Below are 14,460 nucleotides of genomic sequence, written 5' to 3'. Positions count from 1 at the left end.
TCAGCCTAACGGCCGGGACGGGTCAACCGACCGCCGACGATGGTTGCCCGTACATCGCCGGCACGTGCCGCGAGTGGCAGCTGCCACGGGTCGACACCTCGGAGCCTCGTCGACGTCGTGTCGATCTCGACCGCGTCCCAGTGCTCGCCCACGCGTAGTCCCGGGAGAGATCCAGGATTCCGCGACAGGCCGAGGGATTCGTACCCCCCGACTGTTCCCGCCGCCCAGAGCGTTTCCGGCGGGAAGACCCCACGCCGCTGCAGCCGCAGGCGCTGGTCGAGCTCCAAACGGCTGAGCTCCTCGAGCGGATCGATCACGACGTGCTGGTCCGAACCGATGGCGAGGCGTGCCCCCGCGTCCTGAAGCTCGGGGGCAGGGCCGATCCCGTCGCCGAGATCGGCTTCGGTCGTGGGACACATCACGATCGTCGCGCCGACGTCTCCGAGCAGGCCGATGTCGCCAGTGGTCAGGTGCGTCGCGTGAACCGCGGAGAACCGCGACGACACCAGCCCGTGATCCGCGAGCAGCCCGACCGGAGTCAGGCCGTACGCCTCGATGCATGCCTGGTTCTCCGCAGGCTGCTCGGACACGTGGGCGTGCAGCGGCACGTCCTGGGGCAGGCCGTCGGCAATCACGGAGAGGTCGGATCGCGACACGGCTCGGACCGAGTGTATGGCGGCGCCCAAGGTGACGAGCCCGTCGCCTCGTCCGGAAAGCGTGTCGCGCAGACGATGCCAGCGCTCCAACCAGCGATGGGCGTCTCCGTCGCCGAACCGCTGCTGCTGCGCGCCCAGTGGCTGGTGGACGCCACCCGACAAGTAGCAGGTGTCCAGCAGTACCAGCCGAATGCCGGCGGAAGTCGCCGCCGCCACCAGCGCCAGCTCCATCTCGTGACCGCCGTACGGCGCTCCGCCGGGCTGGTGGTGCAGGTAGTGAAACTCACCGACTGCCGTGTAGCCGGCGTCGCGCATCTCCTTGAAGACCCGCTCCGCGATGATGTGGTAGCTGTCCGGCGTCAGACGGTTGGCAACGTCGTACATCTGGTGCCGCCACTGCCAGAAGTCACCTCCGTCGGCGTGTGTACGACCGCGCAGCTCTCGATGAAACGCATGGGAATGGGCGTTCGCGAATCCGGGCACGACCACCCCGAGCACGACGTCGCCGGGCTGCGGAGGCACGCCGGCGACGACCTCGACGACCACGCCGTCCACCGCCTCCACCCGCACCCGCTCGGCCAGGCGCCCCTCCACGAGCGCGACCTCGCAGTGGACGCGCTGCCGCTCGCCGCTCATCGGGAGGCCTCGCCGGTGAGGTTCCGGAGAACGGCGGCAAGCCCTTGGGCTCCGGCCTCGCAGTCCTCCTCGCGGGCGGCCTCCTCCGGGGCGTGCGAGACGCCAGTCGGATTCCGAACGAAGATCATCGCGGATGGGACGTACGCTGAGAGGACACCCGCGTCGTGGCCGGCGCCGGTCGGTATCGCCGGCACGCCGCCGAGAAGACCGGCGATCCTCGCCGTGAGCGGCTCGTCGAAGAGGACCAACGGCGAGAACGACTCCTCGTGGACCTGAAGAGCGCAACCCTCGGCCGCAACCCGCTTCTGGATGAGCGCGATCGTCGCGTCCAGTTGCGCGCGTACCTCCGAGTCCGAATGAGCCCGGATGTCGAGCCAGGCGTCAACCCGCGAGGCGATGACGTTCGTGCCGTTCGGGGTGACCGAGATGCGGCCGACGGTGCCACGAGCAGCCGGTCGCTCCAAGGCGATCTCGCGGACCGCGAGAGCCGCCGACGAGACCGCGACCACCGGGTCGCGGCGGCCGTGCATCGGCGTGGTCCCGGCATGGTTACCCTCCCCGACGATCGAGAGCCGCCACCTGCCGTGCGACATGATCGCCGAACCCACTGCGAGGGGGAGACCACGGTCCTCCAGGTCGAGGCCCTGCTCGACATGAAGCTCGAGGAACATGTCGATGCCAGCGAGGCGGTCGGGGTCCGGGCCGATGGCGGAGATCTCCAGGCCCGCCTGCCGCCAGGCCTCCTCGAGGGTGACGCCACCGCGGTCGACCCGGGCGAGTGCGTCCTCCGGCGCGATCTCACCGACCATCAGCCGAGAGCCCAGGCACGGCATGCCGAAGCGGGATCCTTCTTCCTCCGCGAACGCGCACACGGCGATCGGCCGTGCGGGACGCCAGCCCTCAGCCTTGAGGATCGCGACCGCCTCGAGTGCACTCACCACGCCGAGTGGTCCGTCGAACGCACCTCCGCCGGGGACGGAGTCCAGGTGACTGCCGGTCGCGACGGCTCCCCGCCGGGACTCGCCCCACCACGCCCACAGGTTCCCGTTCCCGTCCAGCTCGACGGATAGACCCAGTGCCTCTGCTGAGCTTCTGAACCAGCTGCGAAGCGCCACCTCCGCCGGGTCCAGCAGGTGACGCGAGTAGCCACCGCGGACGTTGTCCCGGCCGATCGCGCTGATCTCCGCCAATCTGTCACGAACCGACACGGCGCCCGCTCCTTGCGTCGACGCGCGTCATTGGTCGCCGTCGGCCGATAGCGATGTACTCATGGAAGGGTGTACTCGGCATAAGTTCTGTCAACGTCGTTTCTATCGGAGGACACAAGTCCTCAGCGGCATCTCGAGTTCGTCAGCAGGCGCGTTCTACATGTCGCCTCCTTCGGCACCACGACATGGCAATGGCGGTTCGGTCTTCCACTCTCGAACGTGACGTCACGCGCGGTCGGCGGCTCACAGACCAAGGAAGAAGTCGACCAGCAGGCCCGCGACGATCGTGGGCTGCTCGATGGGCGCCGCATGCGCCGCACCAGGGACGCACTGGACGGACCCGCGCGGCAGCTTTCGAGCGAGCTCCGCCGACTTGCGCTCGGGGACGAGCTGGTCGTGCTCGCCCCACAGCGCGAGGGCGCGGACGTCCATCCGTGGCAGGTCAGCGGAGACGTCGTAGGCGGCTAGAGCCTCGCACGCCCACGCATAACTGCGGTCGTCGGTGCGACGAAGTGCCTCGACCATCGACGCCGCTCGCTCGCCGCGGTGCTCCCGCGTCGCCGGCGCGAACCAGCGCTGCAGCGATCCCTCCGCCAGCGCTTCAGTCCCTTCCAAGCGCACCGAGGCAGCGCGTTCAGCCCAGGCCGCCGGCGCGTCGACGTTGGCGCCGGTGGAGATGACCGCAACGCCGTCGATGCGCTCGGCATGGCGGAGGGCCACGTCCATCCCCACGGTGCCACCGATGGAGACGCCCGCGTACAAGAACTTGGCGACCCCCCGTGCACCGAGCTGACCGACCACCGCGTCGGACAGGTCGCCGATCGTGAACGCGCCGTCGGCGGCGGGCGATGCGCCGTGCCCGGGAAGGTCCCAGGTGATGACCCGGAAGTGCTGTGCGAGCAACGCGGCCGCGTCGGCCCAGAGGTCGGATGACGTACCCAAGGAATGGCCGAGGACCAGAACCGGAGCATCCGCGGCGCCGCGTGGCTCACCGAACGCGATCTGCAGGCTGACCATGAGGACTCTCACTCTTCACGTGGTTCAGGAAGTTCTTCGTACGCTCGGACGTCGGCGAATCGATCAGCTTCTTGGCGTCGTCGATCTCGACGATCCGTCCCTGATCCATGAAGGCAACCCGATCGGCGACGTCCCGCGCGAATCGCATCTCGTGGGTCACCACGATCATGGTCATCCCCCGCTCGGCCACGCGACGCATCACCGACAGCACCTCCCCGACGAGCTCGGGATCCAGGGCGCTCGTCGGCTCGTCGAACAGCATGAGCTTCGGCTCCATGGCCAGCGCGCGGGCGATGGCGACACGTTGCTGCTGCCCACCGGAGAGGTGGCGCGGGTACGAGTTCTGCAGGTGCTCCAGTCCGACGTCGGACAAGGTCTTCCGCGCACGGGCGACCGCCTCGCTCTTCGCGAATCCCCGGACCTTGATGAGGCCGATGGTCACGTTCTCGAGTGCGGTCAGGTGGGAGAAGAGGTTGAAGTGCTGGAAGACCATGCCGATGCGCTGGCGGTACTTCGCGATCTCGGCCTCGCTGGGCTCGTGGAGCTCGCCATTCTTGACCGTCGCGCCCGCGAAGTCGTTCTCTACCTGGATGTAGCCGCCGTCGATCTGTTCGAGGACGTTCACGCAACGAAGCAGCGTACTCTTTCCGGAGCCTGACGGTCCGATCAGACACAACACCTCTCCGTGCATGACGTCGAGGTCGATGCCTTTGAGGACGTCTATCTCGCCGAAGCGCTTCCGCACGTCCCGGATGGTCACAAGTGGCCGCTGCTTCACTTCGACGCCTCCTCGACCCGAGATTTCACAAGTTTCCTCTGCGGTCCTGCGGACAGGGAGTACTTCTTCTCGAGGAAGTGCTGGCCCAGGGTCGCCAGCATGACGATCGCCAGATACCAGAAGCTGACCACCAGGAGGAGCGGGATGACCTTGAAGTTGGAGCCGTAGATCTGCTGGGCCCGGGTGAGCAGGTCGCCTCCACCGATGACCGCGACGAGCGAGCTCGCCTTGAGGAGGCTGATGAACTGGTTGCCTGTCGGCGGAATAATGACCCTGATCGCCTGTGGGATGACGATGGTCCGCATGGTGAGGCCACGCTTCATTCCCAGGACCTGGGCCGCCTCACGCTGGCCGGGAGGCACCGACATGAAGCCCGCTCGGATGATCTCGACCATGAAGGCACCCTCATGCAAGGAAAGGCCGATGATGGCGGCCGTGAAACCGGTGATGAGGGTGTTCGTTTCCCAACTGGCTCCGCCGAACCCGATCCGCGGGATGAAGAGTGCCGCGTTGAAGCAGATCAGCAGGAGAACAAGCAGTGGCAGCCCTCGGAACAACCCGACATATGCCTTGACGAAGGCGCGGAAGACGGGGTTCCGGGACTCACCGAGAAGGGCGAGCAGGCAACCGATCAGCACTGCGATCAACTGGGAGACCAACGAGAGCTTGACCGTCATCCACAAGCCCTCCAAGATGGGATCGGCGAAGAGGTAATCACCTATGACATCCCATTCCAGGTTCTCGTTCGTCACGAGTCCGTAGACGAGGAGGCCCAGGATCACAACCGCGACAAGCCCGCTGATCCAGTAGCTCGGGTGCCTGCGTGGCCGGGGTTTCGCGAATGGATCTCGCACTTCGACGTCAGCTGCCGGGTGTGTCACGGTGCACCTTCTCTTGTTTTTCACTACGCGCGGGTCACGTTGGTGGCGTTCCAGACGTATAGGGGCCTGGTCGACGCTCCTCGTGGCGCTCGCGACAGGCGGTCGGCGTGGACCGCCGGGTTTGGCACTCGAGTCAGTCTGACCACAGGGTCTGGTGCGGCGTGGATGTCCGCGCCGCACCAGACCTGCGTCCCACGAGTCCACGACGATGCGTCAAGAGGTCATCGAAGAGCTCGGGGCGACGCCCATATCGGCGCGTGCTCCTCGGTCAGGAGCCGCACGACCCGCAGATCTTCGGCAGTTCGAGGGGGCGCTCGGTCGCCAGGTTGATGCCGGGCTTGTCCAACGCGATGTCGTTGAGCTCCCACTTCGACATGACCTTGCCGTAGGTGCCGTCCTTGACGATCGCCTCGAGCGCACCGAGCAGGGCCTTGGCCGTGTCGTCAGCCTTGATGTCCACCACGATGCCGACGTAGGTGCGCGACAGGAGCGGACTCGGGATGACCTTGAAGCGGCCGTTGCTGGCCTTCGCCTGCCACACTCCGGTCGCAGTGTTACTGAAGGCGAAGTCGATCCGTCCGGACTGCAGTGCGGTGTTCTGGTCGCCGGCGGTCGGGAAGTTGGTGATCTGGAGCGCGTCCTTGCCCTCCGACTTGCAGTTCTTCGAGAACAGTTCGGCGTCTTCGACGAACTCGGTTCCCGTCTGAACACCCGCCTTCAGCCCACACGTGGTCAGGGGATTCGCCGTGATGCCGTGCTTGTTCTCGGAGGTCGTGATGACACTCTTGGTGGCGTAGGCGTAGTCGACGAACTTCACCGTCTTCTGGCGCTCCAGGTTGTCGGTGATGCACTCCATTGCGGCATCGAACCGACCGCTCTGGACTCCGGGAAGCAGGCCGTCGAAGGCGATCCCCTCCTGGCGGATCTCGACGCCGAGTCGCGGTGCCATCTCCATCAGGATGTCATGGTTGAAGCCGTCGATCTTCCCGGACTGGTTGGTGAAGTCGCACGGCGGGTACTGCGGATCGGTGGCCACAGTGAGGACGCCCGAGTCCCGCACCTTCTGCGGCAACAACTTATTCAGTTCCGGGACGAGCAGAGCATTGTCCTTCGGCGTGCTGGCCTCCGCCCCGCAACCGCTCACGAGGAGCGCGGCGGCAGCAAGCAGGGAGAGGGTGGCGATCACTACACGGCTTCTCGGCATCGTTGGCTCCTGGGGGCTACTCGAGGCTGAAAGTGAAAGAAACCATTCAGCACTGGCGGAACGGTATCCCCTTCCATGCAGCACGGCAAGCCCTTCGCGCATGCGATCTGCGGATGCCGCGCAGGTGCAACACAATCGTGTTCAGATCGCCCTCGCAGAGACCGTTGGGCAGCCGGGACCTCGGCAAACTCGTGACGGGTGTCCGGCTTGAGGTGCTTGGCGCGGACGCGCCCTTGCCGGCAACCGCTCCTGAACCGCGATCGGGGAATGGGTCGGTGATGTCGACCCTGGCGGCCGAATACCGCCGCCCACTATGGGGCATGCGCGACCGCTACCAAGCCACCGTCTGCGCCCGCTGCCACGGCAGCATCCATGAGCAGCCACACACGCAATAGCAACACTGGAGAGCCGCGATGCGGGGACTCGCACGTCCGGTTCGGGCAACGGACCGGCCAACCGGCCGGCACCGCGCCCTGAGCCGACTTCCCGCACCAGCAACTGGCCGGCCGGCCCTGGCGGCTCATGCCCAACGCCGACCGCGACACCACCCGCGAATCCGCACCCGCATCGACTCCCCCACACCGCGCAGGCGACGCGGATCCGACGCCGCCGACGCCGTCTCGACGAGCCGAAACGCTCCACCACCGAGACCGTCTACGCGATCACGAATCTCCGCGCACACCAGGCGAAACCGATCACGACGAGCTTCGCCGGCGGGTGTGGGTGGCGGCCGACCGAGAGCCGGAACCGACCGCGGCGAGCGCTCAGAACGGACGCAAAGGGGGGTGGGCACGTCATGCCCACCCCCGTGGCGAGGCCCACCTCATTCGGCAGGAGCGAAGAACTGACGGTCAGGCGTCAGCTTCCAGCCGACCACCGACGATCTCGATGAACACCCCGTCAAGGATCTCCGCGGCAACGGCCTCCATCTCCCCCGCCATGATGCGGTCGTCCTCGAGGAACTCGGCCTTGGAGCGGACAAGGTCATAGGTGGGGCGATTCGCCGGCGCCGGGGTCCCGCCGTTCCTCAGGTCCAGGCCCTGGGCAGCACACAGCAGCTCGATCGCGATGATGTACCCCGCGTTGCGCACCATGGGACCAAGGCGCACGGAAGCATGCGTCGCCATGCTGACGTGATCCTCTTGGCCGGCGGAGGTCGGAATGCTGTCGACGCTGTTCGGAGTCGCCTTGGCGCGATTCTCCGCGACGAGCGCGGCACTGGTGACCTGAGCCATGATGAACCCCGAGTTCAGACCCGCGTTGCCAACCAGGAACGGCGCCAACCCGCTCATGGAGGCATCCATGAGCATTGCCTGGCGGCGTTCGGAGATCGACCCGATCTCGCAGACCGCCATGGCGATGATGTCCGCGGCGTAAGCGATGGGCTGGCCGTGGAAGTTCCCGCCCGACAAGATGACACCGTCGTCGGGGAACATCAGCGGGTTGTCGGAGACCGCGTTGACTTCCTGCTGGATCGTGCGCGCGGCGAACGTCAGGAGATCCAGCGCTGCCCCCATCACCTGTGGCTGGCAGCGCAGGCAGTAGGGGTCCTGAAGCCGACGCCCCTCGAACTCCACGTCGAGGACCGAACTGTCGGCGACCAGGCGCCGCAGGAGGCCTGCGACCCGGATCTGGCCGGCGTGCCCGCGGATCTGCTGGATGCGGTCGTCGAGAACGACCTGTCGACCCGCCGTCGCCTCCAGCGTGAGCGCACCCGCGGCCAGGCCGGCGTTGAACACGGCCTCGGCGCCGAAGAGTCCGCGCAGGGCGATGGCGGTGGATGCCTGGACCCCGTTCAGGAGTGCCACCGCCTCCTTGGGGCCCAGTTCGACGGGAGCGAGTCCGACCTTCGCGAGACCCTCTACAGCGTTGTAGGTAACGCCGCCGATCCGAACGCGGCCCTCTCCCATCAGTGCGCCGGCGAGGTGCGCCAGCGGCGCCAAGTCTCCCGAAGCTCCGACGGAGCCCTGCGTTGGGATGACAGGCAGCACATCCGCGTTGATCATGTCCACGAGCATCTCCGCGGTCTCGACGCGGATTCCGGAGTGCCCGCGCGCAAGACCGATGAGCTTGATGACCATGATGGCGCGGACCGTATCGTCAGGAAGCGGGTCACCCACCCCGACCATGTGCGACAGCACCGACCGGCGTTGCAGCTCCACGAGGTCCGAAGGCGAGATCCGTCGGTCCGCCAGCTTCCCAAAGCCGGTGTTCACCCCATAGACCACATCTCCACGGCTGATCGCGTCCAGGATCACCTGGTTCGCGCGTCGCAGGTTCTCCACCGCCCCAGGAGCGAGCGCTACGTGGACAGGGCCCCGGAATACGGGACGAAGCGTCTCGAGGCTCAAATGCTCGCCCGTGATCGTGATGGTGATGCTCACGATGATCAATCCTCCTGTTCGCTGATCTCTTGAGGCTCACATTCGACGGTCGACCCAGCGACGGGAGCGACGGCAGCGACGGGTCGCCCGGCGACCCGCGTCCTCGACGTCGAGCGAGGACTTGCCCTTGCTGTAGAAAAGCATTCACTTGCCTCGGGAACCGTATCCCGCTCTATGCAGTGCGGGCAACCTTCAGTTATGTTGCCCCGTGTGAGCCAGTCCCGTGCCGTCGTCCTCGCCTCCCGACCCGTCGGCGAGCCCGTCCGCTCGAACCTTCGTCTCGAGACGCGCGAGCTGCCGGCCGTCGGCGACGGCCAGGTGCTGCTGAGGACGATCTACCTCTCGCTGGACCCGTACATGCGTGGCCGGATGAACGCATCGCGCTCCTACGCCAAGCCGGTGGAGGTCGGCGCGGTGATGGAAGGCGGTACCGTCTGCGAGGTCCTCGAGTCGGCGTCGCCTTCCTTCAGCCCCGGCGACATCGTCCTCGCGCACTCCGGCTGGCAGACCCACGCCGTGCAGGACAGTCAGCCCCTGCGCAAGATCGACCCGGCCAAGGCGCCTATCTCAACCGCGCTCGGGGTGCTCGGCATGCCCGGTTTCGCGGCGTACGTCGGACTTACCGAGATCGGGCGCGTCCGCCCGGGCGAGACGCTCGTGGTGGCGGCCGCGACCGGGGCCGTCGGGTCCGTCGTCGGCCAGATCGCGAAGATTCAGGGCGCCCGCACCGTCGGTATCGCGGGCGGCGCCAGCAAGGTGGCATGGCTGCGCGAGCTGGGATTCGACGTCGCCCTCGACCATCGTTCACCCACCTTCAAGAACGAGCTGAGCGAGGCCGTACCGGACGGAATCGACATCTACTTCGAGAATGTCGGCGGCGCCGTGTGGGAAGCCGTCTTCGATCACCTCAACGATTTCGCACGGGTGCCCGTCTGCGGCCTGATCTCTCAGTACAACCAGACGTCCGCGCCGACTGGGCCCGACCGGCTCCCGCAGCTGATGAGCGCGATCAACATCAAGCGACTCGTCGTCCGCGGCTTCACGCAGCGAGACTTCATCTCGACCCACTACTGCGACTTCCAGCGCGACATGTCGGCGTGGCTCGCAGACGGCCGGATCAAGTTCCGAGAGGATTTCGTCGATGGGCTCGAGAACGCCCCCGACGCGTTTTTCGGCCTCCTGAAGGGGAAGAATTTCGGGAAGCTCATCGTCAAGGTCGCCGACGACCCCACGCGCCCCGCACCGCCCATGCCGTGATGCGCTGGCCGGCAGCCTCGGTCACTCCTCGAAGACCACGAGGTCGGTGGCGTGTCGTTCAAAGCGCTCGAGCCCGTCCTGTGAGGCTTCGGGTTTGGAGTCGGCCATGGCGTGCAGGAGCGCAGACGAGGCGATGTTCATCGCCGCGGACGTGTCGAAGAGCAACCCACTCCCGAGCCTGACGGTAATGAGCTCATCGGTCTCGTGCCCGACGGTCGCAAACGACTCGTCACTGAGAACCGCGGCCTTGAGCCCGATCTGTCTCGCGTAACGCACCAGGTCACAGGCTTCCCGCGGATAGCGTGGGAGGATGAACGCCAGGCACCAGGTGCCTCCCTCCGCCGCCGCACGAGCAAGGCTCTCCTTGGCCTCGGTGTCGCCGCGGTCGATCACCGAGATGTTCGGGTGCACCTTGGCACCGAGGTAGGCGAAGTGCTGGGCAAACGAACGCGAGATTCGCAACCCGATAACCGGCAGTCGCTGCGAGGACATGAGGGCGGACCCGACCCGGGAAATCTGCTCCTCGAGGGTGACCGACTGGCCGAGCCATTGAAGATTGGCCACCTCGGCCCCGATCGCCTCGGCCAACGGACTCGTGCTCTCACCTGGGGGCGAAAGTGCCGACATCTCGGAGCGGGCCCACTTCTGCAGCGCTCGCTTGAAGTCCGAGAACCTGGCGTAACCGAGCGCGGCCGCGAACCGCGAGACCGAAGGCTGACTGACACCGACCTGCCGCGCGATGCTCTCGCTGGTGAGGAACGCCGCAGCATCACGGTGATCGATCACATAGCGCGCGATCCGTCGTTGCGCAGGCGACAGCCGAGCACTGGTCAAGCGCTCATAGACGTCGGCCGGCGCCGTGGCCACAGTGGCGGTCATTTCAAGATCTCCTAAGGCCTGTTGCAAACTCGGGTTTGGTGTCCGGGTTGTGAACAGTCCGGGTTGTGCGTCTCGTCGTTCCGGTGTGGTCCCGCATGTTGGGGTGCGGGCCTGGTCCGGGGTTGTCGAGCGCGTCGTTCCGGCAGTTCGCCGAGCACGCCGGCACCAGCCGTCTGGGGTGGCTGGTGCTGCGCTGCGGCCGCCGCGGCCGGGCACTGGTTGGGTGCCGGTCGGGGCGGTGGTGTCCGCTTGACTCAGGCAGGGCTCCTTGCAGCCCCTCATTGATGGCATCCACGCCGTGGGTGGCGAGGGTGGTCTGCGCGGCGACCCAATCCACCCGGGCGGTGCCGGGCACGGCCGGGTCGCTCAGCACGGTGTGCGCGCCGACGAGGGCGGCGACGAGGTCCCGGTCGCCGGTCAGGCCACACTGCGGGCAGGTGTGACGGCGGTGGCGGAGGTGTTTGGGGACGCGGGCGGTGCAGAGGCAGTGCTGGGTCCAGGCGGTGTGCCGGGTCCCGGCCCGGACCAACCCACCACCACCAGCCAACGCGGCAACCTTGGCGGCTTCCCGATCGACGGCGGCGACGAGGATGCCGGGGGTGAAGGCGTGGATGCCGCGGCCCCACCGCCGCGCCCACACCCGCAAGTCACCGGCCTCCACGACCAGGTTCGGGCCATGGGTGGCGACGATGCCGGCGGCGACGATCCGGGCGCGGGTACGCCCGGCCTGGGTACGGGCCGCGCCGTCGACGGCGGCCTGAGCGCGTAGCCGCAGGTAGCCGGCCGAGAGCTGGTCGCGGCGGTAGGCCTGCACTGGGATACCTGCCGTGTTGGCGATGCGGGCGCCGCCCGGCACGGCTACCTGCACGGGGGGCAGGCCGGCGGTTCGGCGACGGTCGGCTCGCCGCTGCTGCCGGGGCGAGAGCCGGTATTGGGTGGGGTTGGTGGCGCGGCGGGAGCGTTGCAGGGCGCGGTTACGCCGCCGCTGCCGCAACCGTTCCGCCGCGAGCCGGTCGGCGTCGGCGCCGGTCTTCGTGATCTGGGTGGCCCGCACCCCGGCACCACCACCGTCGATCGGGACGGAGACGACGGCCAGGTTGGACACGTTGACGTCGACGCCGCCGCGCCGGTGCAGGGCCGCGGCCGTCTGGCGGCGGGCCACGACCGTGAGGGAGGTGTAGCCGGGGCCGAGGACCATCAGGTGCGCCTCGTAGCGCCACCCACCCAGTGCGCCCGGGTCGCGATACCGCACGAGGTCGATCTTGTGCCAACGCTGCGGGTCGGCGAGGTAGTGCTCCAGCACCGGCTGACGGGCGGGTCCCTGCGGGAGGCGGACCGGCAGCACCAGATCCCGGGCGCCGGTGCCGGTCAGCACCACGGCGAGGGGGCCGTCGTGGTCCCACCACGACCGCACCGGCCGGCCACCCGCGACGGGGGTGACGGCAGGCATCCGCCGCGGCTGCCACAACCGCCCCGCCCGGCCGAACACCGCCCGATGCCCCGCCAAGGTCCCGGCCAGACGGAACGTCTCCCACTTCCGCGCCCTGGTATGCGACCGCGCCCGCCCCGGAATGCGGCTGAACGCCCACCAGCCACCGACCCTCGGCCGGCCGTGGCGTCGTCCGGCCGCGTCGGGGAACAGGTGCCGATCGGCAGCCTGCCACACGCCGTCGGCGACGTGCATCGCCACCGCTTTCGTACAGTACCGGCGCAGGTGCGGGGCACGATCCAGGTGTCGGTACGCGGCATGCTCCAACCCGGTCCGGGTCAACCCCAGCCGATCCCGGACCACAGCCGGCCCGGCGACGGTACGCGCGTGATGTGCGGCCCAGTACGCGTCCACCCTGGCGCGGGCGTCACGCTGCACCGCCCGCCGCACCGCGAACACCGCCGCGAACACCCGCTCCACATGCCGCCGCGTCCCCGGGTCATGCACATCCAACGGCAGCCGCAACACCGACACCGCACCGTCCCACCGCCACGGCACCACCCGGTTCGGCCCACGCCGCCGTATCGACCCCGCTGCCGCCACACCAACCAATATAGGGCCACACGGCCCCCAGCGCCATCGCTGTGCCGAAACTTTGCGACACGGGCTAGCGCAGATCAACACACGATCGGGCGGGTGTGGCGCCTCGCCGGTAAGGAGGGCCGGTCTTCTGATGCAAGCGATACGAGTGATGTTCAGTTGCACCAAGTTCTGAACTGAGCGTGACGTTGAAGGAACCACGGCAGAAAGGGCCATGCTCATCTTTCACCCTTCCTCCTGAGACGCGAGACTCAGGCGACAGGTCGACCCGCCGAGCCAAACTGCATAGCTCCATGCATCCTACCAGTGATTGGCATGCACCACTCCATCGGACGACCGGCAAGGCCAGGAGCGTCAACTTGACGGCGGATGTGGATTGTTGAACCGCACCACGCCTCAGCCCCCGCCGGGCAAACGGTTCCTCGAACGGCAGTTTGTTGACGGGCCGACGAGGTCGGCTTGGTTGTCGGCGGCCCATTGGGCAAGCTGCGCGAGCGGTCCAGACGCGAACGATTCGCCGAGCGGTGACAGCTGATAGACGGCGCCTTCCCGGCGCGGGGCTTGGCCGTCGTTGCCCAGTCTCGTGACAAGCCCTCGTGCCGTCAGGCGTTGTAGTGATTGGGTGAGGACCTTGTCACTGACGCCCCCGATGCGGCCGAGCAACTCGTTACGGCGTGTCGGCCCCAGACGCAGCGCCGAAAGGACAACCGGATCCCACGCGTGGTTGATCAGTTCGGCCGCCGCTCGGACGTGACAGTCGCAGACAAACGTCTGACAGGTCTTCTCAAACACGGGTTCCAGTGTCCCATCGCGTTCCTACCAATCGGTAGGAACGGGCCTCCTAGCGTTCTGAGAGCACCGATCCAGACGAAGGAGCACACTGTGAACATCGGAATCCTGGGAACCGGCAATCTGGCCGTGACGCTCGGCTCGGCCTGGGCTCTTGCCGGGCACACCCTGCTGCTGACCAGATCAGTCAGACAGCCCGAGCTGTTGACCCGGCTGACTTCGCGGCCCGGACCGACGCTGTCGTGGTCGCGGTCCTGTGGGACGGGTTGGAGGAGGCACTGTCCCTTGTAGGCGCACCCGAGGGAGCGCTCGGCGGCAAGACCGTGATCGACTGCACGAACCCGATCAACTACGCGACCGGAGACCTGATCCCCGCATCCGGCTCGGCCGCCGAACTCGTCGCGCGCGCGGCCCGGGGCGCGCACGTGGTCAAGGCGCTCCACCTGTTCGCAGGAGCCTCATGGCCGTTCACCGGTCCCCCGGAGTCGGCGCCGGTGGTGGCCGTCTGCGGTGACGAGGCGAGCGCACTCGATCGCGCCGCGGCGCTGATCGGGGACCTTGGCGGCCGAACCGCGGTGGTCGGTGGACTCACCAGCGCCCGGCAGCTCGAGGAAGCCGCCGGATTCGTCACGAGGGTCGCTGCGGCCGGGTCCAACCCGAGACTCGCCGTCCCCGACGTGGACCCCGCACTCCTTCGAGCATCGCAGCCTGCCGACAACTGAGCTGACTGACCGACCATTCC

At 67.6% G+C, this 14,460-nt stretch carries 12 protein-coding genes; 2 read left to right on the top strand and 10 right to left on the bottom strand.

Translation table 11 applies throughout. The features are described 5' to 3' along the window. Nucleotides 1-5 precede the first annotated feature (5 nt). From ACQPY0_RS16260 to hutH, 7 genes are all read right to left on the bottom strand, one after another. The gene (locus tag ACQPY0_RS16260; protein ID WP_432989550.1) at nucleotides 6-1,292 is read right to left on the bottom strand and encodes a formimidoylglutamate deiminase; all 1,287 of its coding nucleotides are present in this window, start codon (nucleotides 1,290-1,292) and stop codon (nucleotides 6-8) included. Next, complete coding sequence (locus ACQPY0_RS16255; RefSeq protein ID WP_432989548.1) at nucleotides 1,289-2,500, bottom strand: allantoate amidohydrolase; 1,212 nt, start codon at nucleotides 2,498-2,500, stop codon at nucleotides 1,289-1,291. Before ACQPY0_RS16255 ends, ACQPY0_RS16260 begins: the two co-directional genes overlap by 4 nt. A 243-nt stretch (nucleotides 2,501-2,743) precedes the next feature. Next, nucleotides 2,744-3,517 carry an alpha/beta fold hydrolase gene (locus ACQPY0_RS16250; protein WP_432989546.1) on the bottom strand — a complete coding sequence of 258 codons (774 nt, stop codon included), beginning with the start codon at nucleotides 3,515-3,517 and terminating at the stop codon, nucleotides 2,744-2,746. Further along, nucleotides 3,489-4,277, bottom strand: coding sequence for an amino acid ABC transporter ATP-binding protein (locus ACQPY0_RS16245; protein WP_432989544.1), 789 nt, complete (start codon nucleotides 4,275-4,277; stop codon nucleotides 3,489-3,491). The genes ACQPY0_RS16250 and ACQPY0_RS16245 overlap by 29 nt, the downstream gene beginning before the upstream one ends. Nucleotides 4,278-4,291: 14 nt before the next feature. Continuing rightward, nucleotides 4,292-5,176, bottom strand: coding sequence for an amino acid ABC transporter permease (locus tag ACQPY0_RS16240; RefSeq protein ID WP_432989542.1), 885 nt, complete (start codon nucleotides 5,174-5,176; stop codon nucleotides 4,292-4,294). 268 nt (nucleotides 5,177-5,444) lie between these two features. Continuing rightward, nucleotides 5,445-6,362 (bottom strand): ABC transporter substrate-binding protein, encoded by a 918-nt coding sequence (locus ACQPY0_RS16235; protein WP_432989540.1) that lies wholly within the window; start codon nucleotides 6,360-6,362, stop codon nucleotides 5,445-5,447. A gap of 869 nt (nucleotides 6,363-7,231) precedes the next feature. Beyond that, the gene (hutH, locus tag ACQPY0_RS16230) at nucleotides 7,232-8,764 is read right to left on the bottom strand and encodes a histidine ammonia-lyase (protein WP_432989538.1); all 1,533 of its coding nucleotides are present in this window, start codon (nucleotides 8,762-8,764) and stop codon (nucleotides 7,232-7,234) included. 174 nt (nucleotides 8,765-8,938) lie between these two features. Between hutH and ACQPY0_RS16225 the strand changes: the two genes are divergently transcribed. Then, on the top strand, nucleotides 8,939-10,021 hold the full coding sequence (locus tag ACQPY0_RS16225; protein ID WP_432989536.1) for an NADP-dependent oxidoreductase: 1,083 nt from the start codon (nucleotides 8,939-8,941) through the stop codon (nucleotides 10,019-10,021). A 21-nt stretch (nucleotides 10,022-10,042) separates the two neighbouring features. Here ACQPY0_RS16225 and ACQPY0_RS16220 read toward each other — a convergent pair whose 3' ends face one another. The 3 genes from ACQPY0_RS16220 to ACQPY0_RS16210 all read right to left on the bottom strand — a co-directional run bounded on the left by ACQPY0_RS16220 (nucleotide 10,043) and on the right by ACQPY0_RS16210 (nucleotide 13,721). After that, complete coding sequence (locus ACQPY0_RS16220) at nucleotides 10,043-10,900, bottom strand: MurR/RpiR family transcriptional regulator (protein WP_432989534.1); 858 nt, start codon at nucleotides 10,898-10,900, stop codon at nucleotides 10,043-10,045. Nucleotide 10,901: 1 nt separating this feature from the next. Beyond that, on the bottom strand, nucleotides 10,902-12,932 hold the full coding sequence (locus tag ACQPY0_RS16215; protein ID WP_432989532.1) for a hypothetical protein: 2,031 nt from the start codon (nucleotides 12,930-12,932) through the stop codon (nucleotides 10,902-10,904). 393 nt (nucleotides 12,933-13,325) lie between these two features. Next, entirely contained in the window at nucleotides 13,326-13,721 is a 396-nt protein-coding gene (locus ACQPY0_RS16210) for a winged helix-turn-helix transcriptional regulator (protein WP_432989530.1), read from the bottom strand. A gap of 143 nt (nucleotides 13,722-13,864) precedes the next feature. On the opposite strand from ACQPY0_RS16210, the gene ACQPY0_RS16205 reads away from it, so the two are divergent. Then, a complete protein-coding gene (locus ACQPY0_RS16205) occupies nucleotides 13,865-14,440 on the top strand; it encodes an NADPH-dependent F420 reductase (RefSeq protein WP_432995268.1) in 576 nt (191 codons plus the stop codon). Nucleotides 14,441-14,460: the final 20 nt, after the last annotated feature.

Origin of the sequence: Dactylosporangium sp. CA-233914 (assembly GCF_050942935.1) — a bacterium.
Lineage (GTDB): Bacteria > Actinomycetota > Actinomycetes > Mycobacteriales > Micromonosporaceae > Dactylosporangium.
This window is presented reverse-complemented; position numbering and strand designations above follow the sequence as displayed.

Bases quoted from the DNA above. Each gene is read 5' to 3' on its own strand.
- ACQPY0_RS16220 (WP_432989534.1), bottom strand. From the start codon at position 10,900: ATGACCGCCACTGTGGCCACGGCGCCGGCCGACGTCTATGAGCGCTTG.
- ACQPY0_RS16250 (WP_432989546.1), bottom strand. From the start codon at position 3,517: ATGGTCAGCCTGCAGATCGCGTTCGGTGAGCCACGCGGCGCCGCGGAT.
- ACQPY0_RS16225 (WP_432989536.1), top strand. From the start codon at position 8,939: ATGCAGTGCGGGCAACCTTCAGTTATGTTGCCCCGTGTGAGCCAGTCC.
- ACQPY0_RS16260 (WP_432989550.1), bottom strand. From the start codon at position 1,292: ATGAGCGGCGAGCGGCAGCGCGTCCACTGCGAGGTCGCGCTCGTGGAG.